The 25175-nt window shown below is 71.0% G+C and carries 28 protein-coding genes; 16 read left to right on the top strand and 12 right to left on the bottom strand.

The window, feature by feature from the left end; all coding sequences use genetic code 11:
• Positions 1 to 98: 98 nt before the first annotated feature.
• Positions 99 to 527, bottom strand: coding sequence for a type II toxin-antitoxin system Rv0910 family toxin (locus ACWD4J_RS38695; RefSeq protein WP_451400233.1), 429 nt, complete (start codon positions 525 to 527; stop codon positions 99 to 101).
• Positions 528 to 845: 318 nt separating this feature from the next.
• Here ACWD4J_RS38695 and ACWD4J_RS38690 point away from each other — a divergent pair, with 318 nt between their 5' ends.
• Both ACWD4J_RS38690 and ACWD4J_RS38685 read left to right on the top strand, forming a co-directional pair.
• Positions 846 to 1361: a Clp protease N-terminal domain-containing protein gene (locus ACWD4J_RS38690; RefSeq protein ID WP_451400232.1), complete on the top strand. Its 516-nt coding sequence runs from the start codon at positions 846 to 848 to the stop codon at positions 1359 to 1361.
• A gap of 90 nt (positions 1362 to 1451) precedes the next feature.
• The gene (locus ACWD4J_RS38685) at positions 1452 to 2543 is read left to right on the top strand and encodes an EamA family transporter (RefSeq protein WP_451400231.1); all 1092 of its coding nucleotides are present in this window, start codon (positions 1452 to 1454) and stop codon (positions 2541 to 2543) included.
• Positions 2544 to 2571: 28 nt separating this feature from the next.
• On the opposite strand, the gene ACWD4J_RS38680 is transcribed toward ACWD4J_RS38685, so the two are convergent.
• Both ACWD4J_RS38680 and ACWD4J_RS38675 read right to left on the bottom strand, forming a co-directional pair.
• Entirely contained in the window at positions 2572 to 3213 is a 642-nt protein-coding gene (locus tag ACWD4J_RS38680; protein WP_451400230.1) for an FMN-binding negative transcriptional regulator, read from the bottom strand.
• Positions 3213 to 3875 carry a pyridoxamine 5'-phosphate oxidase family protein gene (locus ACWD4J_RS38675; RefSeq protein WP_451400229.1) on the bottom strand — a complete coding sequence of 221 codons (663 nt, stop codon included), beginning with the start codon at positions 3873 to 3875 and terminating at the stop codon, positions 3213 to 3215. Before ACWD4J_RS38675 ends, ACWD4J_RS38680 begins: the two co-directional genes overlap by 1 nt.
• 124 nt (positions 3876 to 3999) lie before the next feature.
• Here ACWD4J_RS38675 and ACWD4J_RS38670 point away from each other — a divergent pair, with 124 nt between their 5' ends.
• On the top strand, positions 4000 to 5331 hold the full coding sequence (locus ACWD4J_RS38670) for an aminotransferase class I/II-fold pyridoxal phosphate-dependent enzyme (protein ID WP_451400228.1): 1332 nt from the start codon (positions 4000 to 4002) through the stop codon (positions 5329 to 5331).
• Between the two features lie 56 nt (positions 5332 to 5387).
• On the opposite strand, the gene ACWD4J_RS38665 is transcribed toward ACWD4J_RS38670, so the two are convergent.
• On the bottom strand, positions 5388 to 6401 hold the full coding sequence (locus ACWD4J_RS38665) for a DMT family transporter (protein ID WP_451400227.1): 1014 nt from the start codon (positions 6399 to 6401) through the stop codon (positions 5388 to 5390).
• A gap of 75 nt (positions 6402 to 6476) precedes the next feature.
• Between ACWD4J_RS38665 and ACWD4J_RS38660 the strand changes: the two genes are divergently transcribed.
• Positions 6477 to 7379: a LysR family transcriptional regulator gene (locus ACWD4J_RS38660; protein WP_451400226.1), complete on the top strand. Its 903-nt coding sequence runs from the start codon at positions 6477 to 6479 to the stop codon at positions 7377 to 7379.
• Between the two features lie 150 nt (positions 7380 to 7529).
• Here ACWD4J_RS38660 and ACWD4J_RS38655 read toward each other — a convergent pair whose 3' ends face one another.
• On the bottom strand, positions 7530 to 8006 hold the full coding sequence (locus ACWD4J_RS38655; protein WP_451400225.1) for a pyridoxamine 5'-phosphate oxidase family protein: 477 nt from the start codon (positions 8004 to 8006) through the stop codon (positions 7530 to 7532).
• Positions 8007 to 8205: 199 nt separating this feature from the next.
• Here ACWD4J_RS38655 and ACWD4J_RS38650 point away from each other — a divergent pair, with 199 nt between their 5' ends.
• A complete protein-coding gene (locus ACWD4J_RS38650; protein WP_451400224.1) occupies positions 8206 to 8850 on the top strand; it encodes a cysteine hydrolase in 645 nt (214 codons plus the stop codon).
• 139 nt (positions 8851 to 8989) lie between these two features.
• On the opposite strand, the gene ACWD4J_RS38645 is transcribed toward ACWD4J_RS38650, so the two are convergent.
• Positions 8990 to 9472 (bottom strand): Rieske (2Fe-2S) protein, encoded by a 483-nt coding sequence (locus ACWD4J_RS38645; protein WP_451400223.1) that lies wholly within the window; start codon positions 9470 to 9472, stop codon positions 8990 to 8992.
• A gap of 180 nt (positions 9473 to 9652) precedes the next feature.
• Here ACWD4J_RS38645 and ACWD4J_RS38640 point away from each other — a divergent pair, with 180 nt between their 5' ends.
• From ACWD4J_RS38640 to ACWD4J_RS38610, 7 genes are all read left to right on the top strand, one after another.
• On the top strand, positions 9653 to 10507 hold the full coding sequence (locus ACWD4J_RS38640; RefSeq protein ID WP_451400222.1) for a HipA family kinase: 855 nt from the start codon (positions 9653 to 9655) through the stop codon (positions 10505 to 10507).
• Between the two features lie 5 nt (positions 10508 to 10512).
• Positions 10513 to 10896 (top strand): DUF3037 domain-containing protein, encoded by a 384-nt coding sequence (locus ACWD4J_RS38635; protein WP_451400255.1) that lies wholly within the window; start codon positions 10513 to 10515, stop codon positions 10894 to 10896.
• 221 nt (positions 10897 to 11117) lie between these two features.
• Positions 11118 to 11879, top strand: coding sequence for a 3-oxoacyl-ACP reductase FabG (gene fabG / locus ACWD4J_RS38630; protein WP_451400221.1), 762 nt, complete (start codon positions 11118 to 11120; stop codon positions 11877 to 11879).
• 19 nt (positions 11880 to 11898) lie between these two features.
• Positions 11899 to 12654 (top strand): SDR family oxidoreductase, encoded by a 756-nt coding sequence (locus ACWD4J_RS38625; protein ID WP_451400220.1) that lies wholly within the window; start codon positions 11899 to 11901, stop codon positions 12652 to 12654.
• Positions 12655 to 12897: 243 nt separating this feature from the next.
• Positions 12898 to 14478 (top strand): ABC transporter substrate-binding protein, encoded by a 1581-nt coding sequence (locus tag ACWD4J_RS38620; protein WP_451400219.1) that lies wholly within the window; start codon positions 12898 to 12900, stop codon positions 14476 to 14478.
• A 188-nt stretch (positions 14479 to 14666) separates the two neighbouring features.
• The gene (ung, locus tag ACWD4J_RS38615; protein ID WP_451400218.1) at positions 14667 to 15350 is read left to right on the top strand and encodes a uracil-DNA glycosylase; all 684 of its coding nucleotides are present in this window, start codon (positions 14667 to 14669) and stop codon (positions 15348 to 15350) included.
• 118 nt (positions 15351 to 15468) lie between these two features.
• Positions 15469 to 16074 carry a hypothetical protein gene (locus ACWD4J_RS38610; protein ID WP_451400217.1) on the top strand — a complete coding sequence of 202 codons (606 nt, stop codon included), beginning with the start codon at positions 15469 to 15471 and terminating at the stop codon, positions 16072 to 16074.
• Positions 16075 to 16097: 23 nt separating this feature from the next.
• Here ACWD4J_RS38610 and ACWD4J_RS38605 read toward each other — a convergent pair whose 3' ends face one another.
• The gene (locus tag ACWD4J_RS38605) at positions 16098 to 16568 is read right to left on the bottom strand and encodes a hypothetical protein (RefSeq protein ID WP_451400216.1); all 471 of its coding nucleotides are present in this window, start codon (positions 16566 to 16568) and stop codon (positions 16098 to 16100) included.
• A gap of 165 nt (positions 16569 to 16733) precedes the next feature.
• A complete protein-coding gene (locus tag ACWD4J_RS38600; RefSeq protein ID WP_451400215.1) occupies positions 16734 to 17252 on the bottom strand; it encodes a DinB family protein in 519 nt (172 codons plus the stop codon).
• 2 nt (positions 17253 to 17254) lie between these two features.
• Here ACWD4J_RS38600 and ACWD4J_RS38595 point away from each other — a divergent pair, with 2 nt between their 5' ends.
• On the top strand, positions 17255 to 17722 hold the full coding sequence (locus ACWD4J_RS38595) for a hypothetical protein (RefSeq protein ID WP_451400214.1): 468 nt from the start codon (positions 17255 to 17257) through the stop codon (positions 17720 to 17722).
• The gene (locus ACWD4J_RS38590; protein WP_451400213.1) at positions 17719 to 18624 is read left to right on the top strand and encodes a Gfo/Idh/MocA family protein; all 906 of its coding nucleotides are present in this window, start codon (positions 17719 to 17721) and stop codon (positions 18622 to 18624) included. Before ACWD4J_RS38595 ends, ACWD4J_RS38590 begins: the two co-directional genes overlap by 4 nt.
• On the opposite strand, the gene lnt is transcribed toward ACWD4J_RS38590, so the two are convergent.
• Positions 18548 to 20191 (bottom strand): apolipoprotein N-acyltransferase, encoded by a 1644-nt coding sequence (gene lnt, locus ACWD4J_RS38585; RefSeq protein ID WP_451400212.1) that lies wholly within the window; start codon positions 20189 to 20191, stop codon positions 18548 to 18550. The genes ACWD4J_RS38590 and lnt overlap by 77 nt on opposite strands.
• A 228-nt stretch (positions 20192 to 20419) precedes the next feature.
• Positions 20420 to 20917 (bottom strand): nuclear transport factor 2 family protein, encoded by a 498-nt coding sequence (locus ACWD4J_RS38580; protein WP_451400254.1) that lies wholly within the window; start codon positions 20915 to 20917, stop codon positions 20420 to 20422.
• Positions 20918 to 21160: 243 nt separating this feature from the next.
• On the opposite strand from ACWD4J_RS38580, the gene ACWD4J_RS38575 reads away from it, so the two are divergent.
• The gene (locus tag ACWD4J_RS38575) at positions 21161 to 21700 is read left to right on the top strand and encodes a DUF4291 domain-containing protein (RefSeq protein WP_451400211.1); all 540 of its coding nucleotides are present in this window, start codon (positions 21161 to 21163) and stop codon (positions 21698 to 21700) included.
• An 84-nt stretch (positions 21701 to 21784) separates the two neighbouring features.
• A complete protein-coding gene (locus tag ACWD4J_RS38570) occupies positions 21785 to 22426 on the top strand; it encodes an HAD family hydrolase (RefSeq protein WP_451400210.1) in 642 nt (213 codons plus the stop codon).
• Positions 22427 to 22448: 22 nt separating this feature from the next.
• Here ACWD4J_RS38570 and ACWD4J_RS38565 read toward each other — a convergent pair whose 3' ends face one another.
• Entirely contained in the window at positions 22449 to 23324 is an 876-nt protein-coding gene (locus ACWD4J_RS38565) for an undecaprenyl-diphosphate phosphatase (RefSeq protein ID WP_451400209.1), read from the bottom strand.
• Positions 23325 to 23561: 237 nt separating this feature from the next.
• Entirely contained in the window at positions 23562 to 24755 is a 1194-nt protein-coding gene (locus tag ACWD4J_RS38560) for an MFS transporter (RefSeq protein WP_451400253.1), read from the bottom strand.
• Positions 24756 to 25175: the final 420 nt, after the last annotated feature.

Below are 25175 nucleotides of genomic sequence, written 5' to 3'. Positions count from 1 at the left end.
CGTACGGCGTGACGGCGCCCCGCACTTCGCAGTGCGGGGCGCCTTCGCGTGCCCGATGGTGTGCCGTGCCGTGCCGTGCCGTGCCGTGCCGGTTCGGCTCAGGTGACCAGCCCGTCCAGCTTGCGCAGCGACTCGTTCAGTGCGGCGCTTGCGGAGTCCTTGAGCTTGCCGGCCATCAGCGACACGGCGGCGCCGGTGAACTCGCCGTCGATGCGCACCGTCGTGGCGTCGCCGTCGGGCGTCAGCGAGTAGCGCGTGGAGACGGTGACGGCCATCGGACCCTTGCCCCGGATGGCCAAGGTCCGGGCGGTCTCCAGCTCCTCGATGGTCCAGATCACCTCGGCGGGGAAGCCCATCAGCTTCATGTTCTCCTCGAACGTGCCGCCCACCTCCAGTACGGCCGGGCCGCCTTTCGGGAAGCTCGTGTGCGTGGCGTTCCACTCGCCGTAGGAGGAGAAGTCGGTGAGCTGCGCCCAGACCTTCTCGGCGGGCGCCTCGATCCGTGCTTCCGCGCTGACTTCGGCCATGCGACCACCCCATCTTGTCGTGCGCTGCGCCCGGCGCAGCAACGGTGTCGCGGAAAGTAGCCGCAGGGCCTTGAATATTCAATACTGATGAACAGTCAGAAAATGTGGATGCGGCGCCACGGTGTCGCGCGTGGTGTCCGGGCAAAGGCGACGCGCTCCTCATCCGGAAAAAACCGCGCGATCTCCTCCGTAAGGATGAGAACCCGCTCATGTTTGCCCAACCTGCGTGGGACGCAAAAATGCTTCCCGCCGTGGATGCCGTAGAGCGCAGAGGCTGATGAGGTGGGAGATGTGCAACCTCGAATTCCCCTCCAGGCCGTGGGCCGCGGCTCTATCCGTGCCGAGTCCGATGCCGGACTCAGCGTGGAGCTGGCCTCGGTGGTCGCGGCTGCGCGGCGGCGGGCGGTACGGGACGGGGACCGGCAGATCGACACCGCACATCTGCTGCACACCCTCATGGAGTCGGACCCGGACGTGCGGGCGGTCTTCGAAGGCGGTGCGCAGGTCGCGCGGCTGCTGGGCTATCTCGTGCAGCGCAGCATCGGATACGGACTGAGATGGCAGAGCACGGTCGAGGACTCGGGTGCCCTGCCCGTCGTAGCGGGTGCCGGCTGGTCTCCCGCGGCGGCCGCCGCCATGGACGCGGCCCGCGAGCGCGCTCGGCTCCGCGGTGCGTCACAGGCGTGCGGCGTCGATCTCCTGGCGGCCCTGGTCTCCGACCCCGAGTGCCGCGCGGTCGAGGTGCTGGGGCGGGCCGGGGTCGATGCCGGGCGGCTGCTCCTGCGCATCGATTCGGGATGCGAGTGCGTGGGCGGCCGGGAAGGCGGGCGCTGAGGGTACTGAGGGCGGGCGCCGGACGGGCCGGGTCCACCGGTTGAGACAGGTGTCAATGGGGGTGACGGTCATGACGGCGCCTGCCATGATGTGCCGGTGCATGCGTCTCAGGGGATTCAGGTCAACCACGGAAAGGGCGTCGGCCTGGGCCTCGCCCTCATATCGGCGCTCGCCTTCGGCGGTTCGGGGGTCGCGGCCAAGCCGCTGATCGAAGCGGGTCTCGACCCGTTGCACGTGGTCTGGCTCAGGGCGGCGGGTGCCGCACTCGTGATGCTGCCCGTCGCCTGGCGCCACCGCTCCCTGGTGCGCCGCCGCCCCGCTCTGCTGGCCGGATTCGGTCTTCTCGGTGTCGCCGGTGTGCAGGCCTGCTACTTCGCCGCGATCTCTCGTATCCCTGTCGGAGTCGCGCTGCTCGTCGAGTACCTTGCCCCGGCGCTCCTCCTCGCGTGGGTGCGCTTCGTGCAGCGGCGGCCGGTGACCCGGGCCGCCGCGGTCGGTGTCGTCCTCGCGGTCGGCGGTCTCGCCTGCGTCGTCGAGGTGTGGTCGGGTCTGGGCTTCGACGCGGTCGGCCTGTTGCTCGCCCTGTGCGCGGCCTGCTGCCAGGTCGGCTACTTCGTCCTGTCCGACCAGGGCAGCGACGCGGGCGAGGAGGCGCCGGACCCGCTTGGCGTCATCGCTTACGGACTGCTGTTCGGCGCCGTCCTGCTGACGGTCGTCGCGCGCCCCTGGGGCATGGACTGGTCCGTGCTGGGCGGAACCGCGCAGATGGACGGCACACCGGTCGCGGCATATCTGCTGCTCGGCTGGCTCGTCCTCGTCGCGACCGTCGTCGCCTACGTCACCGGCGTGCTGTCCGTCCGCAGGCTCTCCCCGCAGGTGGCGGGTGTCGTGGCCTGCCTCGAGGCGGTCGTCGCCACCCTCCTCGCCTGGATCATGCTCGGTGAACACCTGTCGGCGCCCCAGATCGTCGGCGGGGCCGTCGTCCTTGTCGGCGCGTTCATCGCGCAGTCGTCGGCCCCGGCGAAGCCACCGGCCGAGCCGGTCGCGGGCGTGCGGCCGGTCGCCGAGGGAACCTCGCACGGTGAGGGCGAGCCCGGCGGCCGAGGCAACCCGGCCGACCTGGGCAACCCCGGCGAACAGGACGTGCCCAGTGCCTTGTCGGCGCGCGGTGGCCCCGCATAGGGGACCCCACGGGCCCCGCGCGGCAAGGTCACGCCGGGCGTCTGCGCAGTTGATGGGCCCGGGCAGCGGAGTCCCGCGGACCCGACCGCTCCGCGAGGCCCTCGGCGATCCGGTCCTGCACCGCCTCGGGCTTCTGGCCCGCGTACTTGAACTTCGCCCGGACGTCCACCACTTCCAGGAGCAGCCCGCGGATCCCGGACAGCATGCGACCGTACGGCGCCGCTCCCACAGCGGCGCCGGGGGAGCCGACCTCCGGCTGGAAGTGGGTCAACTGCCGGTTCAGCAGCTCGGCCTTCTCGTGCGGATCGTCCACGACGCGGGCGGTGCACCAGAGCTGGACCGCGGCGTAGAAACTGGTGGGCACGCCGTGCTCGGGCGGGATGTCCTCCGGGGCTTGCCACGGGCCCGGTACGAACACGTAGTCGTCCACCACGCTCAGCAGCACCTCGGGATCGGACTCCAGGGCCGGCCAGAGCGGGTTGTGGCGCGAGAGATGGGCGATCACCTCACCGCGCGCGCCGCGCTCCGCGTCGTAGACGAAGTGCATGGGCTGGACGTGGGGCGGGCCGTCGGGCAGGCCGTTGACGGCGAGCTGCCCGAAGTCGTGGCCCGCGAGCCAGTGCTGCCACTCGGCGTCGTCGCGCGGTGCGTCCCAGGGGTGGATCAGCATCACAGACCGGCCAGGTAGGCGGGGATCTCCACGGAGCCGTCGAGGTCCTCCGAGGGGACGGGGGCGTCGTAGCCCTTGCGCAGCGGGACCACGCCGGCCCAGTGCGGAAGGTCCAGGTCCTCCGGCTCGTCGTTGGGGCCGCCCGTGCGCACCTTCGCGGAGACCTCCTCGAGGTCGAGGCGCAGCACCGCGGTCGCCGCGAGCTCCTTTGCGTCGGCGGGGCGTGAATCGGTGGCGCGGCCGGGCACGACGTGGTCGACGAGTGCGTCCAGCGCGGTACGCAGTTCTTCGGGGTCGGTCACCTGGTGGGCCACGCCGTGCACCACCACGGAGCGGTAGTTGATCGAGTGGTGGAACGCGGACCGAGCGAGGACCAGCCCGTCGACGTGGGTGACCGTGAGGCACACGGGGAGTCCCGGATCGGCCTGACCGGCCATCCGCAGCGGCCGCGAACCGGTCGAGCCGTGCACGTACAGACGGTCGTCCACCCGGCCGTACAGCGTCGGCAGGACGACCGGAGCACCGTCGCGTACGAATCCGAGATGGCAGACGTATGCCTCGTCGAGTATCGAGTGCACCAGCGCGCGGTCGTACGACGCGCGCTTGCGGCCCCGGGTGGGGACGGTGCGCTCGGTCGGGGCGTAGGCGGTCTGGTCTGGCATGGCTGCTCGTCTCCTTGCGGTGTTGCGGTGTGGCGGCGCTGTTGTGCTGCGGAGCTGTGGGCTTGGTGCTGGTGGTGCGGGAACGGGCTTGCGATGCCGATTGTACTAGTGCATACTCGGCTTTGTGCTAGGAGAGTATCGGATTGCGGGCCGGCGTGCAGCAGAGATTGCGGGCAGCGTCGAGCGCGCGGTGGGTTCGGGTGACCTGGAACCTGGCCAACTCCTGCCGCCCATGAGGGAGTTGGCGCAGCAACTGGGGGTCAATCCCAATACAGTGGCGGCCGCTTATCGCACGCTGCGTGAACGCGGTGTCATCGAGACGGCGGGTCGGCGCGGCAGCCGTGTCCGCTCCAAGCCGGCCACCACGGCGCGTGGGCGGACCCGTGTCCACGTGCCCCCAGGGGTGCGGGACGCGTCCAACGGCAACCCGGACCCCGCGCTGCTGCCATCGCTCGCCGAGGCGTTCGCGGCGGCCGCGGCGCAGGGGGACGAGCGGCCGGTGCTCTACGGACAGCCCTCCGTGGATCCCCAACTCGCCCGCCACGCGCGCGTGGCCTTCGACGCGGAAGGCGTCCCCGACGGGCCGCTCGCCGTCACCTCCGGGGCGCTCGACGCCGTCGAGCGGGTGCTCGCGGTGCACCTCAAGCCCGGCGACGCGGTCGCCGTGGAGGATCCGGGCTGGGGCAGCATGCTCGATCTCGTAGCCGCACTCGGACTGCGTGCGGTCCCCGTCGGCGTCGACGACGAGGGGCCGCTGCCCGACGACGTGCAGCAGGCGCTGCTCGGCGGCGTGCGCGCCGTCGTCGTGACGGCCCGTGCGCAGAACCCCACCGGCGCCGCGGTGAGTGCCGCACGCGCGCGTGCTCTGCGCAGAGTCCTGGCCGCGCACCGAGAGGTACTGCTCATCGAGGACGACCACGGGCACGGCATCGTCGACGTGCCCCTCCATCCCCTCGCCGGTGCCACGCACAGCTGGGCGTTCGTCCGATCCACCGCCAAGGCGTACGGGCCGGATCTGCGCCTCGCCGTGCTCACCGGCGACCCCCTCACCGTCGACCGTGTGCTCGGCAGGCAGCAGCTCGGCCCTGGTTGGGTCAGCCATCTGCTCCAGCGTGCCGTCGTGCGCCTGTGGACCGGGGGAGCGGTGGACGAGAAGGGGGTGGCCGCCTCCTACGGGCGGCGGCGCGACGCGTTGATCGCCGCCCTCGCCGAGCGGGGCATCGGGGCGCACGGACGCAGCGGTATGAACGTATGGGTGCCGGTGCCGGACGAAACGGCGGTGGTGGCGCGCCTGCTGCATGCCGGGTGGGCTGTCGCGCCGGGTGCGCGCTTTCGTACGAGCGCGTCACCTGGCGTGCGTATCACCGTCTCGGCGCTCGCCGCCGAGGACATCGGGCCGGTGGCGGACGCCGTCGCGTCCGCCACCGGCCCGGCTCCGGCGCGGCGCTACGACTGAGGGGGCTGGTCCGGCGCCGGTACGTCGGTGGGGTTCCGTCCACGCCGCAGTGCCCCTCAGAGGTCGCCGCGCTGCCGCTTCCGTACGCGAGCCCGCGGCTGTGTCAGCGCCGCGCCCGCCAGGATGATGAGTGCGCCGACCGGTGTCGACCACGACAGGGACTCCCCGAGCACGGCGACGCCCGCGGCCGTGGCGATGACGGGAACGAAGTACGTGACCATCTGGGCCGTCGTCGGGCCGACCTCGGCGACCAGGCCGTACTGGACGAGGAAGGCGAGACCTGTGCCGAGGATGCCGAGTGCCGCGATCGCGAGCAGCGGCACCACCGCGATCTGCGTGGGCAGGGTCGTGAAGGCGGTGGTCACCACGGCCAGTTGGAGGGTCGCGAGGAGGAGCTGCGCGCCGGTCAGTGACAGGTTGGAGTAACCCGACCCGGCGAGCGTTCGGCGCACGTAGATCCAGCCGACCGCGTAGCTCAGCGATGCCACGAGTGCCATCGCCGTGCCGGCGAAGTCGAGACCGCTGAAGCCCTGCCAGGCGCCCAGCACCGTCAGCACGCCGATGAAGCCGATTCCGAGGCCGGTGACCCGGCGCCGCGTCGGGCGGTCCTCGGAGAGGGCGACCAGCGACAGCACCATGCCCCACAGCGGTGACGTGGCGTTGCAGATCCCGGCGAGCGTCGACGGAATGGTCAGCTCCGAGAACGCGAACAGGGAGAACGGCAGGGCGTTGAGCAGAAACGCCGCCACCATGAGATGCCCCCATGTGCGCACTCCACGCGGCAGCCGCTCCCGCTTGACGACAAGCGCTACCGCGAGCACCGCAGCCCCGAAGAACAGCCGCCCCAGGGTCACCTGGAGAGGCGCGTACCCGTGCGTGCCCACCTTGATGAGCAGGAAGCTGAAGCCCCAGACGAGTGACAGAAAGCCGAACCGGATCCGCCAGTCGAGAGCACCGTGGCGCGGCGGGGCGGCAGGCGTGGCGGACCCCGCGGGCGGGGCGGCGGTGGGCAGGGCGGCGGTCGGTTCCGCGGCGGTGCGGGACCCGTGAGGGGGAGTGACGGTGCTCATGGATTGCACGATGTCGCAGAACAACCTCTTAGCGCAAGCGAGATTTCTTACCCGATATCGCGTAGCATTGCTTACATGTTGAACCTGGAGCGCCTGCGCACCCTCGACGCCCTGGCCCGGCACGGCTCGGTCAGCGGCGCCGCGGCGGGGCTGCATGTCACGACGTCGGCCGTGTCCCAGCAGATGTCCAAGCTCGAACGCGAGGTCGGGCAGCAGCTCGTCGCGAAGAACGGCCGGGGCGTGCGCCTCACCGACGCCGGCCGCCTGCTCGCCGATCACGCGGCGCGCATCCTCTCCCAGGTCGAGCTCGCCCAGTCCGACCTGGAGGCACAGCGCGGACAGGTCGTGGGGGAGCTGCGGATATCGGCGTTCCCGACGGCCGCGCGGGGGCTCTTTCCCGCGGCCCTCGCCGCGCTGCGTGCCGAGCATCCCGGCCTGCGCGTGCGCACCCAGGAGCTGGAGCCCGAGGCAGGGGTGGCCGGAGTGGTGAGGGGCGACGTCGACATGGCGGTCGTCCTCGACTGGTACAACAAGCCGCTGCCGCTGCCGGACGGGCTCGTCAAGGCGTCGCTCCTCGACGACCCGGCCGATGTCGCGATGCCCGTCTCGCATCCCCTCGCCGACCGTCAGGAGGTGGACCTCGACGAGTTCGCCGACGACGAGTGGATCACTTGGGCGGAAGGGGAGTTCTGCCACGAGTGGCTGATGTTCACCCTGCGCGCCAAGGGCATAGAGCCGCGCATCGCCCATCGAGCCGAGGAGCACCACACGCAGCTGGCACTCGTGGCCGCCGGGCTGGGCGTGTGCGTCGCACCACGGCTGGGCCGCGAGCCCGTGCCCGGCGGCGTCAGCACCGTGCCGGTCCGCCAACGCGTACGGCGGCACGTCTACGCCGTGTGGCGCGCCGACGCGGACCGCCGGCCGTCGATCAGGGCGTCGGTGAAGGCGCTGCAGGCCGCGGGGGCGGCGGTTGGTTGATGTACGGGGGCTTGGCCCCTCGGCCGGGCAGTCGCGGGGCCGCCTCGCACGGCGCGGGGCGGCGTCCACCGCGCCGTGAACTGCTCTCCTTGGCGTTCAGGCGCAGGCTGCGGTGGGACGGTCGGCCCGGCCCGGTCGGCTCCCGATCGGCTAGGCCTTGGGCGTTGCCAGCTTGCGGAAGTCCCAGGACGCGATCGCTTTCGGGGTAAGCCGGAGCCACGCGTGCCGGCCGTCGTGCGGCATCTTGTCCATGCCGAAGTTCTTCCGGGCGAAGAGCTCCTCGGGGGTCTCCAGTTCGGGAACCTGCTCCTCGCCCGTGCGGGGTACCTCGCCGACGAATTCCACACTGCCGGTCAGTTCGACGCCGCGCAGCTCGCCGTACTCCTCTCCCGCGTCGACGACGACGGCGATTCGCGGATCGTGCCGGATGTCGGACCAGCGTTTGCTGCGCGTGATCGAGTACAGCCACAGTGATGTGCCGTCCCAGGCGAACCAGAGCGTGCTCACATGCGGCGCGCCGTCCGGCGACACCGTCGCCACCCGGCAGGTCCGCTGCGTGGAAAGGAACTCGTCGAGCTCGGCCGGTGTCATCATGATCCTGCGGCCCCGGCGCTGTGTGACGGCCATGCGACTCCCCCTTCTGCGGTATCGGCTCGGAACCAAGCCCTCGAGCCGACTCGACGACGGCCCTGACATCGAGTCAGAGAAGCATGTGCCGTCTTCCGTCCTGGCGCAATGGTGGCTACTCTCGCCCGCCCGGACGCCACCACAGGGGTTCCCGCCACAGGAAGGCCTTACCAGAGGAAGGCCCCACGACAGGAAAGTCATGCCGTCGTACGCAGAGCTCAGCGCACTTCTCGCCCCCACCACCACCGTGCTGCTCACCGTCGAGTGCCAGCAGGGCGTCGTCGGCACGGACAGCGCGCTGCCCGAACTCGCCAAGGAGGCACGCGCGTCGGGGGCGCTTACGAACATCGGGCGCCTCGTCGCCGCGGCCCACGACAGCGGCGTACAGGTGATGCATGCCATGGCCGAGCGGCGCCCCGACGGACGCGGCGCCAACAGCAATGCCCGGCTGTTCCGCGCCGCGGACCGGCTGCCCGTACGGCAGCTGTCCGGTACGAGCGCGGTACGCGTCGCGGAACCCATCCAGGTGGCCGCGGCGGACCTCGTCGTACGGCGGCTGCACGGCCTGTCGCCCCTCGCCGGCACCGACGTGGACCCGCTGCTGCGCAACCTCGGCTGCCGCACGCTGGTCGTGACAGGTGTCTCGGCGAACGTCGCGATCCCCAACGCCGTCTTCGACGCGGTCAATCTGGGTTACACGGTCGTCGTCCCGGCCGACGCGATCGCGGGGGTGCCCTCCGACTACACCCCCGCGATGATCCGCAACACGCTCGCCCTGGTCGCCACGATCACGACGACCGACGACATCCTCGGCTGCTGGAGACGCCCCCGCCGCACCCCGTGACCACGGCGGACGAGACGCGCGCGGCCGCGGGCCCTGACCCCGCGCGGCCACGCCGGCCGACCTCGCTCGGTTCCGCGCCGGCCGACCTCGCTCGGGTCCACGCCGGCCGACCCGAGGGCCCTGCCGAATACTTCTCCGGCTAGACCAGCCGGATCTCCTCGCCGGACACCTCGATCTTCATGGCGGCCAGCGGCTGCGTGGCGGGGGACTGCTTCACGCTGCCGTCCTCGATGGAGAACTTGCTCTTGTGGCAAGGGCAGTCGATGGTGCCGTCGGCAACGGCCGTCACGGGACACCCCTGGTGGGTGCAGATGCTCGTGAAGGCCTTGAACGTGCCCTCCGACGGCTGGGTCACCACGACCTTCTGGTCGGTGAAGATCTTGCCGCCGCCCACCGGGATGTCCGAGGTCTTGGCGAGGACCGTCCCCCCCGCGCCACCCCCGCTGGCAGCCGAGGAGGACCCCGACGTCTCGGTGGACGGCGTCGACTCGGCGGACCCGGTGCTCCCGGAGTCGTCCGAGCTGCCGCACGCGGCCAGCGCGGCGGTCAGTCCGGCTGCGCCCACCGTGGCGACGACGGTCCGGCGGGACGGCTTGGGGACAGACCCCTGCGAAACGGTCATTGCTGGGTTCCTTCCATGGTGGTGCTGGGTGTGCTGCGATCTCTTACCGAATCTCATACGCACCGGGGCGGCATGTGGTTCAACTGTTCCATCTGTCTCTTCGGGCGCAGAGGAACCCCGGCCGGTCGTGGCGGCAAGAAGGTGATCGAAAGCGTATGTGCCCGGCAGTAGCCTGGGGCAATGCTCACAGAAGTGACAGCAAATCGATATATCACTCCGTTGCGGGAGGGGGGATCGCTGCCCGGCCTCGTCGAGGCGGACGGCCACGGCGCCTTCGGCACGTATGTGATGAAATTCACCGGCGCCGGGCAGGGGCGCAAAACGCTTGTCGCCGAAGTGATCTGCGGAACGCTCGCCCGGCGACTGGGGCTGCGCGTGCCGCGGCTTGTGGGCATCCGGCTCGACCCCGTGCTCGGTCTGGGCGAGCCCGATCCGGAGGTGCAGGAGCTGCTGAAGTCCAGCGGCGGCCTCAACCTCGGCATGGAGTATCTGCCGGGCGCCATCGGCTTCGATTCCCTGGCGTACCAGGTCGATCCGCTCGAAGCGGGGCGCATCGTATGGTTCGACGCGTTGGTGGGCAATGTGGACCGCTCGTGGCGCAACCCCAACCTCTTGGTGTGGCGCGGGGATGTGTGGCTCATCGACCACGGCGCGACCATGATCTGGCACCACAACTGGCCGGCGGCCGGGGCCGTGGCCGGCAGGCCGTACGACGCGTCCGACCACGCCCTCGCGCCCTTCGGGCCGGACATCGCGGCCGCGGCCGCCGAACTCGCCCCGCGCGTCACGGAAGAGCTCCTCACGGAGGTGGTCTCCGACGTCCCCGACGAGTGGCTCACCGGCGAGGCCGGCTTCGACAGCGCGGACGACGTGCGCCGCGCCTATGTGTCCGCCCTGCTGCCGCGCGCCGGGTCGGTCCATGAGCGGATCACCCTCGGTGAACCCGCTGAGCGCACGCGCGCCAAGGCTCCGGGCTGGATCACCACCGACGCGTCCGCGCGGAATGCGTCGTCACGGAAGGGCGAGGCGGCGTGACGGACGTGGCCGGCCGGGACGTGTTCGAGTACGCGGTGCTGCGCGTCGTGCCGCGTGTGGAGCGTGGAGAGCAGTTCAACGTGGGGGTCGTGGTCTACTGCCGCGCCAAGTCCTTCGTGGCCGCCCGCACCCATCTCGACGAGGGAAAACTGGCGGCGCTGGACCCGGACGCGGACGTCACGGGCATACGGGCCGCGCTGCGTGCCGTCGAGGGCGTCTGCCACGGAGGCGAGGCCGCGGGACAGGCCGCGGGTGACGATGTCGGACGGCGCTTCCGCTGGCTGATCGCGCCGCGTTCCACCGTCGTGCAGCCGGGCCCGGTGCACACCGGGCTCACCGCGGACCCCGAGGCCGAGGTGGAGCGGCTGCTCGACCTGCTGGTGCGCTGATCGCAGGCGGTCGGCTCCCCTGGCGGCGAGGTAATGCGTCACAGGTGGCCGGGGCGCCGTTGACACCGAGTGCCAGGGCTTCTAGCGTCACGTCTGCTGGGTACTAAGCGGTCGCTCACCTCAAGGGCGTACCGCCAGGAGCCGCATCCAGCACTGTCCGGGCTTTCGAGCCTCCGGGATCGAAAGGCCTCAAGGCTTTCCAAGGGCGAGGAGAACCAACCATGTCCACCACCGAGCAGCGTGTCGCCGTCGTCACCGGGGCCGCGCGCGGCATCGGCGCCGCGACCGCCGTACGACTGGCCGCCGAGGGCCGCGCCGTCGCCGTGATCGACCTCGACGAGGCCGCGTGCAAGGACACCGTCGAGCAGATCACCGCGGCCGGCGGCAAGGCCGTCGCAGTCGGCTGCGACGTCTCCGACGAGGCCCAGGTGGAGGCCGCCGTCGCGCGCATCGCCGAGGAGCTCGGCGCCCCGACGATCCTGGTGAACAACGCGGGCGTGCTCCGCGACAACCTGCTGTTCAAGATGAGCGTCTCCGACTGGGACACCGTCATGAACGTGCACCTGCGCGGCTCGTTCCTCATGGCCCGGGCCTGCCAGAAGCACATGGTCGACGCCGGCTTCGGCCGCATCGTCAACCTGTCCTCCTCCTCCGCGCTGGGCAACCGCGGCCAGGCCAACTACTCGGCCGCCAAGGCCGGCCTGCAGGGGCTCACCAAGACCCTCGCCATCGAACTCGGCAAGTTCGGCATCACCGCCAACGCCGTCGCCCCCGGCTTCATCGCCACCGAGATGACCAAGGCCACCGCCGAGCGCGTGAAGATGGGCTTCGAGGAGTTCAAGGCCGCGGCCGCCACGCAGATCCCGGTGCAGCGCGTCGGCGAGCCGGAGGACATCGCCAACGCCGTCGCCTTCTTCACGGGCGAGGCGGCCGGCTTCGTCTCCGGCCAGGTCATGTACGTGGCCGGCGGCCCGCTCAACTGACATCGGAGAGCCACCGATCATGACTGTGCAGGACAGCGGCAAGGTCGCCATCGTCACGGGCGCCAGCCGCGGCATCGGCTACGGCATCGCCGAGGCGCTCGTCGCCCGCGGCGACCGGGTGTGCATAACCGGCCGGGGCGAGGACGCGCTGAAGGAGGCCGTCGAGAAGCTCGGCCCCGACCGCGTCATCGGCGTCGCGGGCAAGGCCCACGACGTCGCGCACCAGGCCGCTGCCGTGGAGCGCACCATGGAGGCCTTCGGCCGGGTCGACCACCTGGTGAACAACGCCGGTACGAACCCGGTCTTCGGACCCATGGCCGACCTCGACCTCGACGTGGCGCGCAAGGTGTACGAGACCAACGTCCTCTCGGCGCTCGGCTTCGCCCAGCAGACCTGGAAGGCCTGGCAGAGGGACAACGGCGGCGCGATCGTCAACGTCGCCTCCGTGGCCGGCCTATCCGCGTCCCCCTTCATCGGGGCGTACGGCATGAGCAAGGCCGCCATGGTCAATCTGACCCAGCAGCTGGCGCACGAGTTCGCGCCGCAGGTCAGGGTGAACGCGATCGCCCCGGCCGTGGTGAAGACCAAGTTCGCCGCGGCCCTGTACGAGGGGCGTGAGACGGAGGCGGCGGCCGCCTACCCGCTCGGCCGGCTCGGCGTGCCCGAGGACATCGCAGGCGCGGCCGCGTTCCTGGCCTCCGACCAGGCGGGCTGGATCACCGGACAGACCCTCGTGATCGACGGCGGGATCTTCCTGAACGCGGGCGTCGGATGATGAGGACCGCGTAACACAACCGCATAACAAAGGCCGTATAACGGGGCGACGCATCAGCTGTGACGTCGCCCCCGGACACCGGCTCCAGGCCCTGTTGTCGAACTCCCGTCGTCCGCCCGAAGTGCGGGGCAGGCGGGAGTTCGACGACAGGGCCTACTGCCCCGCTGGGACACCTGAATGGCCCGGCGGGGCACTGCGGTATGGTCTGCCGACTCATGGCATGGCTGATCGAGGAGCGTGCGCGTGTTCTACCGGATCAAATCTCTGCGCTATGTGGCGGCTGCGGCCTCCATATCCCTGCTCGCCGGGTGTGGTCTGGTGTCCTCCGGTGACGGCGAGGACCAGAAAGAGATCGTCGTGGGAACCACCAGTGCCCCGAGCACGCTGGATCCGGCGGCCTCCTGGGACGGCTCATGGGAACTCTTCCGGAACATCTACCAAACTCTGCTGAGCTACCCGTCCGGGGCGTCGGAGCCCGAGCCCGACGCGGCCGAGAGTTGTGAGTTCACCGACACCTCGAACCGCACGTACCGCTGCACGCTCCGCGCCGGCATGAAGTTCTCCAACGGGGACACGCTCGACGCCGCGGCGGTCAAGCACTCCATCGACCGGATTCTGAAGATCGATCTGGCGGGCGGCCCGGCCGGTCTGCTCGGCAGCCTGGACAAGGTCGAGACGGAGGGCGACCGGGACGTCGTCTTCGAGCTCAACAAGCCCGACACCACGTTCCCGTTCGTCCTGGCCACCCCCGCCATGTCGATCGTCGACCCCGCCGAGTACCCGGCGAACGCGCTCCGCAAGGACGGCAAGGTCACCGGCTCCGGTCCGTACACCCTCGAGGGGTACGAGGACGGCACGGAGGCGGATCTCGCCAAGAACCCGAACTACAAGGGGCTGGCCGACCGCAAGAACAGCGCCGTCACCATCCGCTACTTCCAGGACTCGAGCAAGATGTTCGATGCCCTCAAGAAGAAGCAGATCGATGTGATCCTCCGTGGACTCGCGGCCAAGGACGTCGTCGATCTGCAGGCCCATGCCTCGCAGGACGACCTCCAGCTCGTCGAGGGCGCCGGCATGGAGATCAGCTACCTGGTCTTCAACCCCAAGGACCCCTGGGCGCGGAAGCCTGCCGTCCGTAAGGCGATCGCCCAGCTCATCGACCGCGGCGCCATCGCGAACAAGATCTACAAGAACACGGTCGAACCGCTGTACTCGATGGTGCCCCGCGGGCTCGCCGGGCACACGACCGTCTTCTTCGACCGCTTCGGCGACCCCAGCCTCAAGAAGGCCAAGTCCATCCTGACCTCGGCAGGGATCACCCAGAAGGTTCCGCTGACCCTCTGGTACACCACCGACCGCTACGGCTCCGCCACCGCCCCGGAGTTCCAGGAGATCAAGCGGCAGCTGAACGACTCCGGCCTGTTCGACGTGACGGTCAAGGGCCGCCCCTGGAAGACGTACGTCGAGGGGTACAGCAAGGGCGAGTACCCGGTGTTCGGACGCGGCTGGTTCCCGGACTTCCCCGACGCGGAGAACTTCATCGCGCCCTTCGTGGGTCAGGAGAACGCCCTCGGCACGCCCTACTCGGCTCCGGAGATCACCAATGAACTGCTGCCTGAGTCCCGCAAGCAGAGCGACCGCGGCGCGGTCGTCAAGCAGTTCGAACGGGCCCAGCAGATCCTCGTGGACGACGCACGGCTGCTTCCGCTGTGGCAGGGCAAGCAGTACGTGGCGGCCAACGAGGAGATCGCCGGCGCCGAGCGCGCCCTGGATCCGTCGACGATCATGATGATGTGGGAGCTGCAGCGCAAGACCAGCTGGTAGCCGCGCGCCGGCCGTCGGCTGTCGACCGGGAGCTCGTGACCATGAGGTGATGGTCACGAGCTCCTGCGCATGCGCCCGCGATCATGGGAGGCGCCCTCGGCTGTCAGTGGGCGCAGGTAGGTTCTGCGGTGTGGAAGCGGCCGTACGTCCTGCGGTCGCGAACCGACCGCACCCCGGAGGATGTTGACGTGACCGACACCGCCATGCTGCCCGAGTCCTGGCGCGGCGTTCTCGGCGAGGAGCTCCAGAAGCCCTATTTCAAGGAGCTCGCCGACTTCGTCGAGGACGAGCGTGCGAAGGGTCCCGTCTACCCGCCGCGTGAAGAGGTCTTCGCCGCGCTGGACGCGACGCCGTACGACCAGGTCAAGGTGCTGATCCTCGGCCAGGATCCGTATCACGGCGAAGGCCAGGGCCACGGCCTGTGCTTCTCCGTCCGGCCCGGCGTGCGGACGCCTCCGTCGCTGCGCAACATCTACAAGGAGATGCAGGAGGAGCTGGGTCACCCCGTCCCGGACAACGGATATCTGATGCCGTGGGCGCAGCAGGGAGTCCTGCTGCTCAACGCGGTGCTGACCGTCCGGGCTGGGGAGGCGAACTCGCACAAGGGCAAGGGCTGGGAGAAGTTCACGGACGCGGTGATCCGCGCCGTGGCCGGGCGGCCCGACCCGGCCGTCTTCGTGCTCTGGGGGAACTACGCGCAGAAGAAGCTCCCGCTGATCGACGAGACCCGGCATGTGGTGGTGAAGGGAGCGCACCCCTCGCCGCTCTCCGCCCGGAAGTTCTTCGGCTCACGTCCTTTCACGCAGATCAACGAGGCCGTGGCAGCGCAGGGTCACGCCCCGATCGACTGGCGGATCCCGGATCTCGGCTGACGCCGGGGACCGGCAGTGCACGCGTCTGCGGTGGGCCGGGGCCGACTGCGACCCCGCCCGCCGCCCACCGAGGCGCCGCGCCTGACCGGGATTGCCGGCGCCGGCGGCTACCGTCGCGATGCATGGGAACGATCGTCGTACGGGCGTGGAGGACGCGGTGGCGGAGCGGCAGGAGAAGGCGGCGGACGACGCCATGATGACCCGCATCGGGCAGGTGATCATTCTGCACCGGGGAGGTGACCGCGCCGAGGCGCGCGACCGCTTCCTCGGCCTCTGGTCGGAGATCGGCGAGGACGGCGACCCGCTCCACCGCTGCACGCTCGCCCACTACATGGCGGACACCCAGGACGACCCGGCGGACGAACTTGCCTGGGACCTGCGGGCACTGTCGGCGGCGGAGGAGCTGACGGACGGGCGGCTGGCCGTGCACCACCAGTCCCTTGCGGTGCGCGCCCTGTACCCGTCGCTGCATCTCAACCTGGCAGCCGACTACATCAAGCTCGGGCGGTCGGAGGCGGCGCGCACCCATCTCGGCCGGGCGCGGGGCGCGGTGGGTGCGCTGGGGGACGACACCTACGGGGACGGTGTCCGGGCCGCCATCGGGAGGCTGGAGCTCGAACTGGGCGAAGAGGGAGGGGGAGACGGAGCCGACGGGGGAGGGGGAGGCCGAGGCGCGGGGCCCTCACGGGAAGGGCCGCTGGGACCGCCGCGCAACGAGCCATAGCCCCACGCGGAGCACGGAGCGGCTCAACGACCGTACATGTCCCGGCAGGCGGCCTCCTGCGGGCTGTCCGGTCGCCACTGGCCGTACTCCCTGCCCAGAGCGCAGAGATCCGGGTCCGAGTAGCGGTCGGGCAGCGGCAGGGGCTGTGCGGGCCGGGGCCGGAAACGAGGGATCTTGGGGCGCGCTGACCGCGCCCGGTGGGAGCTGCGGGGCGCGGGTTCCGGTGACGCGCCGGCGGTGGTGTGCGGGTCCGAGGTCGGAGAGGCGCGGTGGGACGGCCTGATGAGCTCCAGCGCTTCACGAGCGGGAGCCTGCACGATCTGGGGCTCGGCCTTCTCGCCGTTGTCCGCTGCCGGTGAGGCGAGGGGTGAAGGGTCCGTCGCGGGCTGCAGACGGGGGGCGGAGGGGCGCTCCACGGTCACGCAGCCGGAGACCGCCGAGACCGCGGTGGCCGCCATCACCATCAGCAGCGCTGTCGTCGTCGTTCGATGCACCTGCGCAACTCTGCTGCGTCCCAGGTCTCTTGGGGAGCGGACAAGCGGAGGTTGCTCCGCACGGGTGACGCCCGTGACACCGGGGTGCCCCGCCCGGTGGACCGGGCACCCCGGCGCCCGTGCCCCTCCGCTGCCGCAGCGGGCACGGTTTCGGTCCGTCGGGACTCAGTCGCCCGTCGCCCCGTCGATGCATTCGCGCAGAAGGTCCGCGTGGCCGTTGTGGCGGGCGTACTCCTCGATCATGTGCACGTAGATCCACCGGAGGTTGAACGGTTCGCCGCTGCGGGACTTGCCGGTGGCCAGATCGTCCAGCTCGTACTGCGCGGCCAGGGCGCGGGCCGCCTCGATCTCGGCCTGCCAGACGGGGAACGCCGCCTCGCGGGTGTCGGACCCGGTGGGGTGGAGGTCGCCGTCCGGGTCGGCGTCGTCGTAGTAGATCGGCGGGGCGTCCTCGCCCGCCAGCACCCGGCGGAACCAGGCTCGTTCGACCTCGGCCATATGGCGGACGAGCCCGAGCAGCGACAGGTCCGACGGCGGTACGGAGGCGCGCCGAAGCTGCTCGTCGTCGAGGCCCTCGCACTTCATCGCAAGGGTGGTCCGGTGGAACTCAAGCCATGCCTCCAACATGGCGCGTTCGCCTGCGTTCGTGGGCGTCTTGGTGCGGTGCGTGGACTGTGTCGTCATGGGTGCCATCCTGGCCAAAGCACACGCCAGGTCACCAGCGGTTATTCGATCAGCATCCCCTTCAGCAGCTCCCGCAGGCCGGCGACCAGCTCCTCGAGGCTCGGCACCCGAGCGTCGAACGACCCCGCCACGTACCGCCCGGCGGCGAGCCGGGCGCCGCCGGCCTGGCCGCCTACAGCGCCGATCGGCTGCCGCGCACCTCCGCGAACGTCCGCAAGGCCGCACAGGACGCCCGCCTGCCGTCCGTCGACAGCCGCCCCGCCGTGGCGATGCGCACGGCGCTCATGTCCGCCTTCTCCCGGCTCGGGCCGGGGCTCCTCCTGCGTACCTTCGACGGCATCGCCGACGGGCGGCCGCCCCAGCAGCCGTATGCTTCGGGAACACGTGACCGGGTCCGCACCCGACCAGGCCCGCATCTGACCGGGCCCCACCGGGGTGCCTCCACCGCCAGGCGAGGAGAACATCTGTGAAGGTCGGCTGCATCGGACTCGGTGACATCGCGCAGAAGGCGTATCTGCCCGTGCTCACCACGCAGCCGGGCGTGGAGCTGCATCTGCAGACGCGGACGCCCGCGACGCTCGAGCGGATCGCCGCCGTCCACCACATCCCCGCCGAGCGCTGCCACACCGACCTGGACGCGCTGCTCGCCCAGGACCTCGACGCGGCCTTCGTGCACGCGCCGACCGAGGTGCACCCCGAGATCGCCGCGCGGCTGCTCGAGGCGGGTGTCGCGACCTACGTGGACAAGCCGCTCGCGTACGAACTCGCGGACTCCGAGCGGCTCGTCGGCCTCGCGGAGGAGCGGAACACCAGCCTCGCCGTGGGCTTCAACCGGCGCTTCGCACCCGGCTACGCCCAGTGCACCGAGCACCCGCGCGACCTGATCGTGATGCAGAAGAACCGCATCGGCCTGCCGGCCAGACCGCGCACGGTCGTGCTCGACGACTTCATCCACGTCGTCGACACCCTGCGCTTCCTGGCGCCCGGACCGCTCGACCACTTCGGTGTGCGGGCGCGCCTCGAGAAGGGGCTGCTGCACCACGTCGTCCTGCAGCTGGGCGGGGACGGGTTCACCGCGATCGGCATCATGAACCGGCTCAGCGGATCCACGGAGGAGATCCTCGAGGTGTCCGGGCAGGACACCAAGCGGCAGGTGCTCAACCTCGCCGAGGTCGTCGACCACAAGGGGCAGCCGACCGTGCGGCGGCGCGGGGACTGGGTGCCGGTGCCCCGGCAGCGCGGCATCGAGCAGGCGGTGCTCGCCTTTCTCGACGCCGTACGGGCGGGCAAGGTGCTCAGCGCGCGGGATGCGCTGGAGACCCATGAGCTGTGTGAGCGGGTCGTACGCGAGATCGAGGAACAGGGCGCCTGACGGCGAGTACGACCTCGGCCGCGCAGAGCGCGATCAGTGCGGCGAGGGCGGTGTGCACGGGCCAGTCGCCGAACCGGACGAAGGGTGTCGTGCCCCGGGCCAGCGGCACCTGGTAGACCGCGGCGGCGCTCGCGCTCGTGCCGAGCGGCGCGCCGATCCGTTCACCGCTCGGGCCGTAGACGGCGGAGACGCCGGTGAGCGTGGCGTGCACCATCGGGCGGCCCGTCTCGGCGGCCCGGATCGCCGCCAGTGACGCATGCTGCTGCGGGGCCCAGCTGTGCTGGAACGTGGACGTCGCCGACTGGGCGACCAGCACCTGCGCACCGTCGCGGGTGAGGGAACGGCTCATGTCGGGAAAGGCCGTCTCGAAGCAGACCATCGGCCCGATCGTGGGGCCGCCGTTCACCGGCATCAGCACCTGGTGAGTGCCCCGCATGCGGTCCTCGCCCGCGGCCTTGCCCACGGAGGTCGCCCAGCCCAGGAGGGAACGGGCCGGTATGTACTCGCCGAAGGGAACGAGCCGCATCTTGTCGTAGCGTTCGCCGGTCGGGCCGTCCGGCCCGATGAGGACCGAGCTCTTGTAGATGCCGGGCCGGTCGGAGCGGCGGGCGTCGACGTTCACCAGGATGTCGGCGCCGACCTGCCGGGACAGGGCGGCTGTCCGCTTCGCCAGGTCGGGGCGGGCGGACAGGTCGAACCCCACACTGCTCTCGCCCCAGACGACGAGGTCCAGGTGCCGGCCGGCCAGGGTCCGGGTGAGGGCCTCCTCGCGCGCGAAGCGCTTCTCGGGGCCCCCGACGCCGTCGATGACGCCAGGCTGCACGACGGCGATACGGGTGCTGCCCGCAGGCTCGGGCCGGGGCGCCCATATCCAGGCCGCGGAGCCGGCGGTCGCCACGGCGACAAGCCCGGCCACCGCCGGAACCCGCGCCGCCCGCACCGAAACCAGCGCCGCGACCGCGGTGTTGACGGCGACGACGGCCAGACTGATCAGCCACACCCCGCCCAGCGAGGCCAGCCGCAGCGCCGGCGCGACCTGCCACTGGCTGGAGCCGAGCAGTCCCCACGGGCCGCCCAGGCCCTGCCAGGACCTCACCAGTTCGATCATCAGCCAGCCCGACGGCACGACGACCAGCGCCGTCAGGACCCGCCCCGGCGTGGGCCGGCCGCCCAGCACATGCCGTACCAGCCAGCCCCAGGGCGCCCACAGCAGCCCCAGCAGGGCGGCGAGTATGAACAGGAACACGTGGAGGCTGGGCAGCAGCCAGTGGTGCACGGCCAGCATGAAGCCCATGCCGCCGAGCCACCCGTCGAGCAGGGCCCGGCGCTCCGTGCCGGCCGAGCGCACCAGCAGGATCCAGGGCACGAGCGCGACGTAGGCGAACCACCACAACGACGGCGCGGGGAAGGCGAGCGCGGGCAGTGCGCCGGCCACCAAGACCGCCGCGCCGCGCCACCAGGGGGAGTCGAGACGCTCGAGCCAGGCGTCCCGGCTGCCGAGCCGAGTGTCGAGTCGTCGCACATCGAGTCGTCGCACGTCGAGACGGTGTGCGCCGAGCACATCCATGCCCTGCCTCCCAGGTGCCCTGCGGCCCGGTGCCGCCCCCGAGATCGCCGCGGCCCGGTGCCTGTTGTCCAGTGTGCGCGTCCGGGACGATCTCGGACAGGGGGCATGAGCGCAGGCAGGGGACACCGCCGGCAGTCCGAGCGCGGCGCCGACTGCCTGGCACGTCGCCGGCAGCCCGTGCGCGAGCCGGCGCCCGGCCCCGGACGGTCTGCCCTGGGACGGGACGCCTCAGGTGGCGGCGGGTGCTTCCTGCGCCTGCCGGACCCGGCGCCACTTCTCCTCCACGACGACCTGACGCAGCCGCCAGCCGCCGTCCGTACGCAGCAGCGAGAACGCGTAACGGCCGCCGCAGACGAAGTCCGGAGCCGTGGACGTCGTGGCGGCGGCCCCGTCGCCTCCCGCCAACCGCATCGGATTGACGTAGTCGGCCTGCACGCGCGCGGCGTCGCCGGTGTCGTGGTCCAGGATCGCGAACCGCACGCGGCGGTTGACGATCAGATGCTGCCGCATCGGGAAGAGCTCCATCGCTCCGGCCAGCCACCCGGCGACCTGCGCGGCGTCCCCTTCGATGCCGCCGGCCGAACGGTAGTCCGCTCGTCCGTCAGGGGTGAACAGCCCTCTGTACGCCGCCCAGTCACCGTCGTCGACGGTCACCGCGTAGTCGGTGATCAGTGCATCGATGGCGAGCCGGTCCATCACGGTCGCGAGTTCCATGCGCTGCGTCATCGGTTCAGTCTTGAGCACGCGGCGCGCCGCGCCAAGGGGCGTGCAGGTGACTACGTCGACCATGCCGCACAAATGACTGGCAGGATCCGGACGCCTGGCACCACTCTGATCACCGTGGAAGAAACGCATCTGATCGAGAAAGAAGAACCAAAACTGAAAGAACCGAACCTGAAAGAACCGAACCTGAAAGAACAAGAGCCGAGACAGCGCATACGTGCCGTTCACACGGCGTCCACGGTCACCGTGTACCAGGCGTACACCCCGGGGATCGGGCTGCCCGCGGCGCGTGACGGGCGCTTTCCGGCCGCCTGGAAGCGCGACCGGATGACATGGATCAAGCCGTCGTTCCTGTGGATGATGTACCGCTGCGGATGGGGCACTAAGGAGGGGCAGGAGACCGTCCTGGCCGTGGAGATCAGCCGCGACGGCTTCGAATGGGCTCTGCGCAACGCCTGCCTCTCGCACTTCGTCCCCGGGCTCCACGCCGACGAAGGCGACTGGAAGCGGCAGTTGAAGCAGGCGCCCGCGCGCGTGCAGTGGGACCCCGAGCGTGACCTCCACCTGCGGCCGCTGCCGCACCGGTCCCTGCAGCTGGGGCTCTCCGGCGAGGCCGCCCGCCGGTACGCGGACGAGTGGACGGTCGGCATCACGGACGTGACTCCGCTCGCCAGGGAGGTCCACGCGCGCGTGCGTGAAGGCGACCTGTCCGGTGCGTCGGGCCTGCTTCCCGCGGAGAGGCCGTATCCCGCGGACGAGGAACTCATCGGGCACCTTCGGGCGTAGCCACGACGGCCTTCGAAACGTAGTCGCCGGGCTCTCGGTCGTGGCCCGCCGATGTCCGGCCGTCGGCGCCGTAGGATGCGGGCGATGATTCACACCATCGTGCTCGATGTGGGCGAGACCCTCACCAAGGACGACCGGTACTGGGCGTCATGGGCCGACTGGCTCGACGTGCCGCGGCACACGCTCTCCGCCCTCGTGGGGGCCGTCGTCTCCAGGGGCGGCGACAGCGTCGAGGCCCTGCGTCTGGTGCGGCCAGGCATCGACGTCGACGCCGAGTACTACGCCCGGGAGGCGGCGGGGCACGGCGAGGATCTCGCCGAGTCCGACCTCTACCCGGACGCCCGGCCCGCCCTCGCCGGGCTTCTCGGACTCGGCATGCGCCTCATCGTCGCCGGGAACCAGACCTCGCGCGCCGCGGAACTCCTACGGGACCTCGACCTGCCCGTCCATCTCATCGTGACCTCGGGGGACTGGGGCGTCGCGAAGCCGGCCCCCGAGTTCTACGAGCGAGTCCTCGAGGTGGCGCGGGCCGAACCGCACGAGACCCTGTACGTCGGTGACCATCCCGCCAACGACGTCTTCCCCGCCAAGGAGGCCGGGCTGCGCGTGGCCCATATCCGCCGCGGACCGTGGGGGCACTTCTGGGCCGACGACCCGGCCGTCGTCGAGGCGGCCGACTGGCGGATCGACAGCCTCAGGTCGCTGGCGGAGATCGTGGCTCCCTGACGCCGGACGGGCAGCCGACGCCTCAGCCGGCGGACTCGCCCGCGTGCGGGCTGAGGACCCCCGCCGTCACCAGGGCGAACAGCACGATGCCGAGGAGGACCCGGTAGTACACGAAGGGCATGAAGCTCTTGGTCGAGATGAACTTCATGAACCACGCGATCACCGCGTATCCGACAGCGAAGGCGATGAGGGTCGCGAAGATCGTCGGGCCCCAGGAGACATGGCCGCCCTCACCCGCGTCCTTGAGTTCGAAGACTCCGGAGGCGAGCACCGCGGGGACGGCCAGGAGGAACGAGTAACGGGCGGCGGCCTCGCGCTTGTAGCCCATGAGCAGGCCGCCGCTGATGGTGGCCCCGGACCGGGAGACGCCGGGGACCAGGGCCATCGCCTGGCAGACGCCGTAGATCAGGCCGTCCCGTACGCCGAGATCCTGCAGCGTCTTGCGCTCCTTCACCGCGCGGTGCTTGCCGCCGTTCTCGTCGCGCGCCGCGAGGCGGTCGGCTATGCCGAGGATGACGCCCATCACGATGAGCGTGGTGGCGATCAGCCGAAGGTCGCGGAACGGGCCCTCGATCTGGTCCTTGAACGTGATACCCAGCACGCCGATCGGCAGCGAACCGACGATCACCAGCCAGCCCATCTGCGCGTCGTGGTCGCTGCGCATGGCCTTGTTCGCGAGTGACCGGAACCACGCCGAGACGATCCGCGCGATGTCCTTGCGGAAGTAGATCAGCACCGCCGCCTCCGTGCCGATCTGCGTGATGGCCGTGAACGCGGCACCGGGGTCGTGCCAGCCCGCGAAGGCCGCGGTCAGCCGCAGATGAGCGCTCGAGGAGATGGGGAGGAATTCGGTCAGCCCCTGGACGAGTCCGAGGATGAAGGATTCAAACCAAGACATGAAGTGCGGATCCAAGTGCTGATCATGAGCTGACCGCGGACTCGCAGGTCAGGGGGCGGGCGTACGGAAGGCGTGACGGTGCTGGTAGGTGGTGCGTGACGGGATGGGACGGCTGTGGCGGCGGTGCTGCGTGCACGCGCTGATAATGCGCTGATCAGACTTCGCCGTGGGGCAGCGTAGCGTCCCCGGGTGACACGGGTGCGACCGGGTGAGGGCGGCCCGGTGCGTGCCGTGGTGCTATTCGACGTCGGCCTCCGTTACGTCTCCGCCGCCCGGACGGCGGCCTGCGCGGGCCTGGCCCTGCCCTCCGCGGCGTGCTGCGAGGGCCAGCAGCGGACCGGCCACGAGCAGAAGCGCGAGCGCCGCGTACCCGTAGGTGAGAGCGGACAGCGTGGCGACGGCGGCGACGAGGAGGGGGCCGCCCGCGTCACCCAGTTCCCGGCCGAGTTCGGCGGCGCCCATGGTCTGACCGATCCGATCGGCGGGCGTGCCGGTGGCCAGGGCCGCGAACCCCAGGGGTGTGATCAGCCCGGTGCCGGCTCCGATCAGGACGGCGCCGCTCAACACGCCCACGAGGCCGGGTAGCGTCGCGCAGCCGAGCCCCGCCGCCGTGATCAGCAGGCCCGCCGTGAGGCCCCGGCGTACGGTGAGCCGCCCGTCGTCCAGCGCGCGGCCCGCCTTCGGCTGGACGAACGCGGCGCAGGCCGCCAGCACGGACACCGCCGCTCCGGTGGCGACGGTGCCGAGCCCCGCCGCGGCGCCGGACACCGGCAGGAACCCCACGCCCACCGAGAGCGCGGCCGTCGCCCCGGCCAGCGCGGCCGTCGGACCCAGGAAGACCGGATCGGCAAGCCGCCGGGCCAGGTCGAGCAGCGTCTGCCGGGCCTTGGGCAGCGGCGGTACGTGCGGTACGGACAGCGCAGCCCAGAGGGCGACCACCGCGCCCAGCACCGCCAGGACCGCGAACAGCGATCGCAGGCCGCCGGCCCACACCAGCACGCCGCCGAGCAGCGGACCGAGCGTGTAGCCGATCGACTTGTAGAAGCCGTAGCTGCCGTACGCCCGCCCGTGGCCGGACGCCGGGTTCAGCCGTGCCACCAGCGCCGACGCGGACGGCGAGAACGCCGAGGCGGCGGCTCCCTGGCCGAGCCGGGCCGCCCACAGCCAGCCGGGGGAGTCCGCCACGACATACGCGGCGGACGCGGCGGCGAAGGCGACGAGCCCGCCCAGCAGCACGGGCCGGGCACCGATCCGGTCGGCGAGCGTCCCGAACAGCGGTTTGAGCAATACCTCGGCACCGTCGTAGAGGGCGAGCAGCCCGCCCAGTACGAGGAGCGAGGTCACCGCGTCGCCGGACAGGCCGCCGAGATTCGCGGCGATACCGTGCGCGCCGAACGCGGTGGTGAATCCGGCGGCGTACAGCGGCCACATCTGCCGTCCCGGCGCGGACTGCCCGGGTGAAGCCGTGGTCGTCGCCCGTCTCCCGGGGGCCTCGTCAGAGCTCACACCTCGGAACGTATCGGTTGGAGGCATCAACGGTCACGGTCTCGGGCTGGGGTCTGGCCGGTGGGTCGTGGAGACCAGCGGAATCTGTAGGTGCGGAATCATCCGCGTCCACCTCAGGGCGGTCAAATGCCCAGGTGGTGAACTGGGCGCAGGTGTACGACTGCTTCGGGGACGTCGATCGCGTCCCCGAGCTCTTGGAGCGGGTGGAGCGCGAGGACGACGCAGAAACGCGGGATGAGCTCGGTTACCGGCGGTCCTCACATGACTTGGTGTTCCCCGCCAGTTTCGCCGCCCTGCCGCGCCTCGTTCGCCTCGCCTCCCGGAGCGCTCGGGCGCGTGGACTCG

It is taken from the genome of Streptomyces sp. NPDC002577 (assembly GCF_053594815.1).
This window is presented reverse-complemented; position numbering and strand designations above follow the sequence as displayed.

Bases quoted from the DNA above. Each gene is read 5' to 3' on its own strand.
- ACWD4J_RS38580 (WP_451400254.1), bottom strand. From the start codon at position 20,917: ATGACGCAGCGCATGGAACTCGCGACCGTGATGGACCGGCTCGCCATC.
- ACWD4J_RS38610 (WP_451400217.1), top strand. From the start codon at position 15,469: ATGCATGGGAACGATCGTCGTACGGGCGTGGAGGACGCGGTGGCGGAG.
- ACWD4J_RS38660 (WP_451400226.1), top strand. From the start codon at position 6,477: ATGTTGAACCTGGAGCGCCTGCGCACCCTCGACGCCCTGGCCCGGCAC.
- ACWD4J_RS38665 (WP_451400227.1), bottom strand. From the start codon at position 6,401: ATGAGCACCGTCACTCCCCCTCACGGGTCCCGCACCGCCGCGGAACCG.
- ACWD4J_RS38695 (WP_451400233.1), bottom strand. From the start codon at position 527: ATGGCCGAAGTCAGCGCGGAAGCACGGATCGAGGCGCCCGCCGAGAAG.
- ACWD4J_RS38560 (WP_451400253.1), bottom strand. From the start codon at position 24,755: ATGTGGCCGCTGTACGCCGCCGGATTCACCACCGCGTTCGGCGCGCAC.
- ACWD4J_RS38640 (WP_451400222.1), top strand. From the start codon at position 9,653: ATGCTCACAGAAGTGACAGCAAATCGATATATCACTCCGTTGCGGGAG.
- fabG (WP_451400221.1), top strand. From the start codon at position 11,118: ATGTCCACCACCGAGCAGCGTGTCGCCGTCGTCACCGGGGCCGCGCGC.
- ACWD4J_RS38570 (WP_451400210.1), top strand. From the start codon at position 21,785: ATGATTCACACCATCGTGCTCGATGTGGGCGAGACCCTCACCAAGGAC.
- ACWD4J_RS38565 (WP_451400209.1), bottom strand. From the start codon at position 23,324: ATGTCTTGGTTTGAATCCTTCATCCTCGGACTCGTCCAGGGGCTGACC.
- ACWD4J_RS38600 (WP_451400215.1), bottom strand. From the start codon at position 17,252: ATGACGACACAGTCCACGCACCGCACCAAGACGCCCACGAACGCAGGC.
- ACWD4J_RS38655 (WP_451400225.1), bottom strand. From the start codon at position 8,006: ATGGCCGTCACACAGCGCCGGGGCCGCAGGATCATGATGACACCGGCC.
- ACWD4J_RS38645 (WP_451400223.1), bottom strand. From the start codon at position 9,472: ATGACCGTTTCGCAGGGGTCTGTCCCCAAGCCGTCCCGCCGGACCGTC.
- lnt (WP_451400212.1), bottom strand. From the start codon at position 20,191: ATGGATGTGCTCGGCGCACACCGTCTCGACGTGCGACGACTCGATGTG.
- ACWD4J_RS38680 (WP_451400230.1), bottom strand. From the start codon at position 3,213: ATGCTGATCCACCCCTGGGACGCACCGCGCGACGACGCCGAGTGGCAG.
- ACWD4J_RS38625 (WP_451400220.1), top strand. From the start codon at position 11,899: ATGACTGTGCAGGACAGCGGCAAGGTCGCCATCGTCACGGGCGCCAGC.
- ACWD4J_RS38650 (WP_451400224.1), top strand. From the start codon at position 8,206: ATGCCGTCGTACGCAGAGCTCAGCGCACTTCTCGCCCCCACCACCACC.
- ACWD4J_RS38675 (WP_451400229.1), bottom strand. From the start codon at position 3,875: ATGCCAGACCAGACCGCCTACGCCCCGACCGAGCGCACCGTCCCCACC.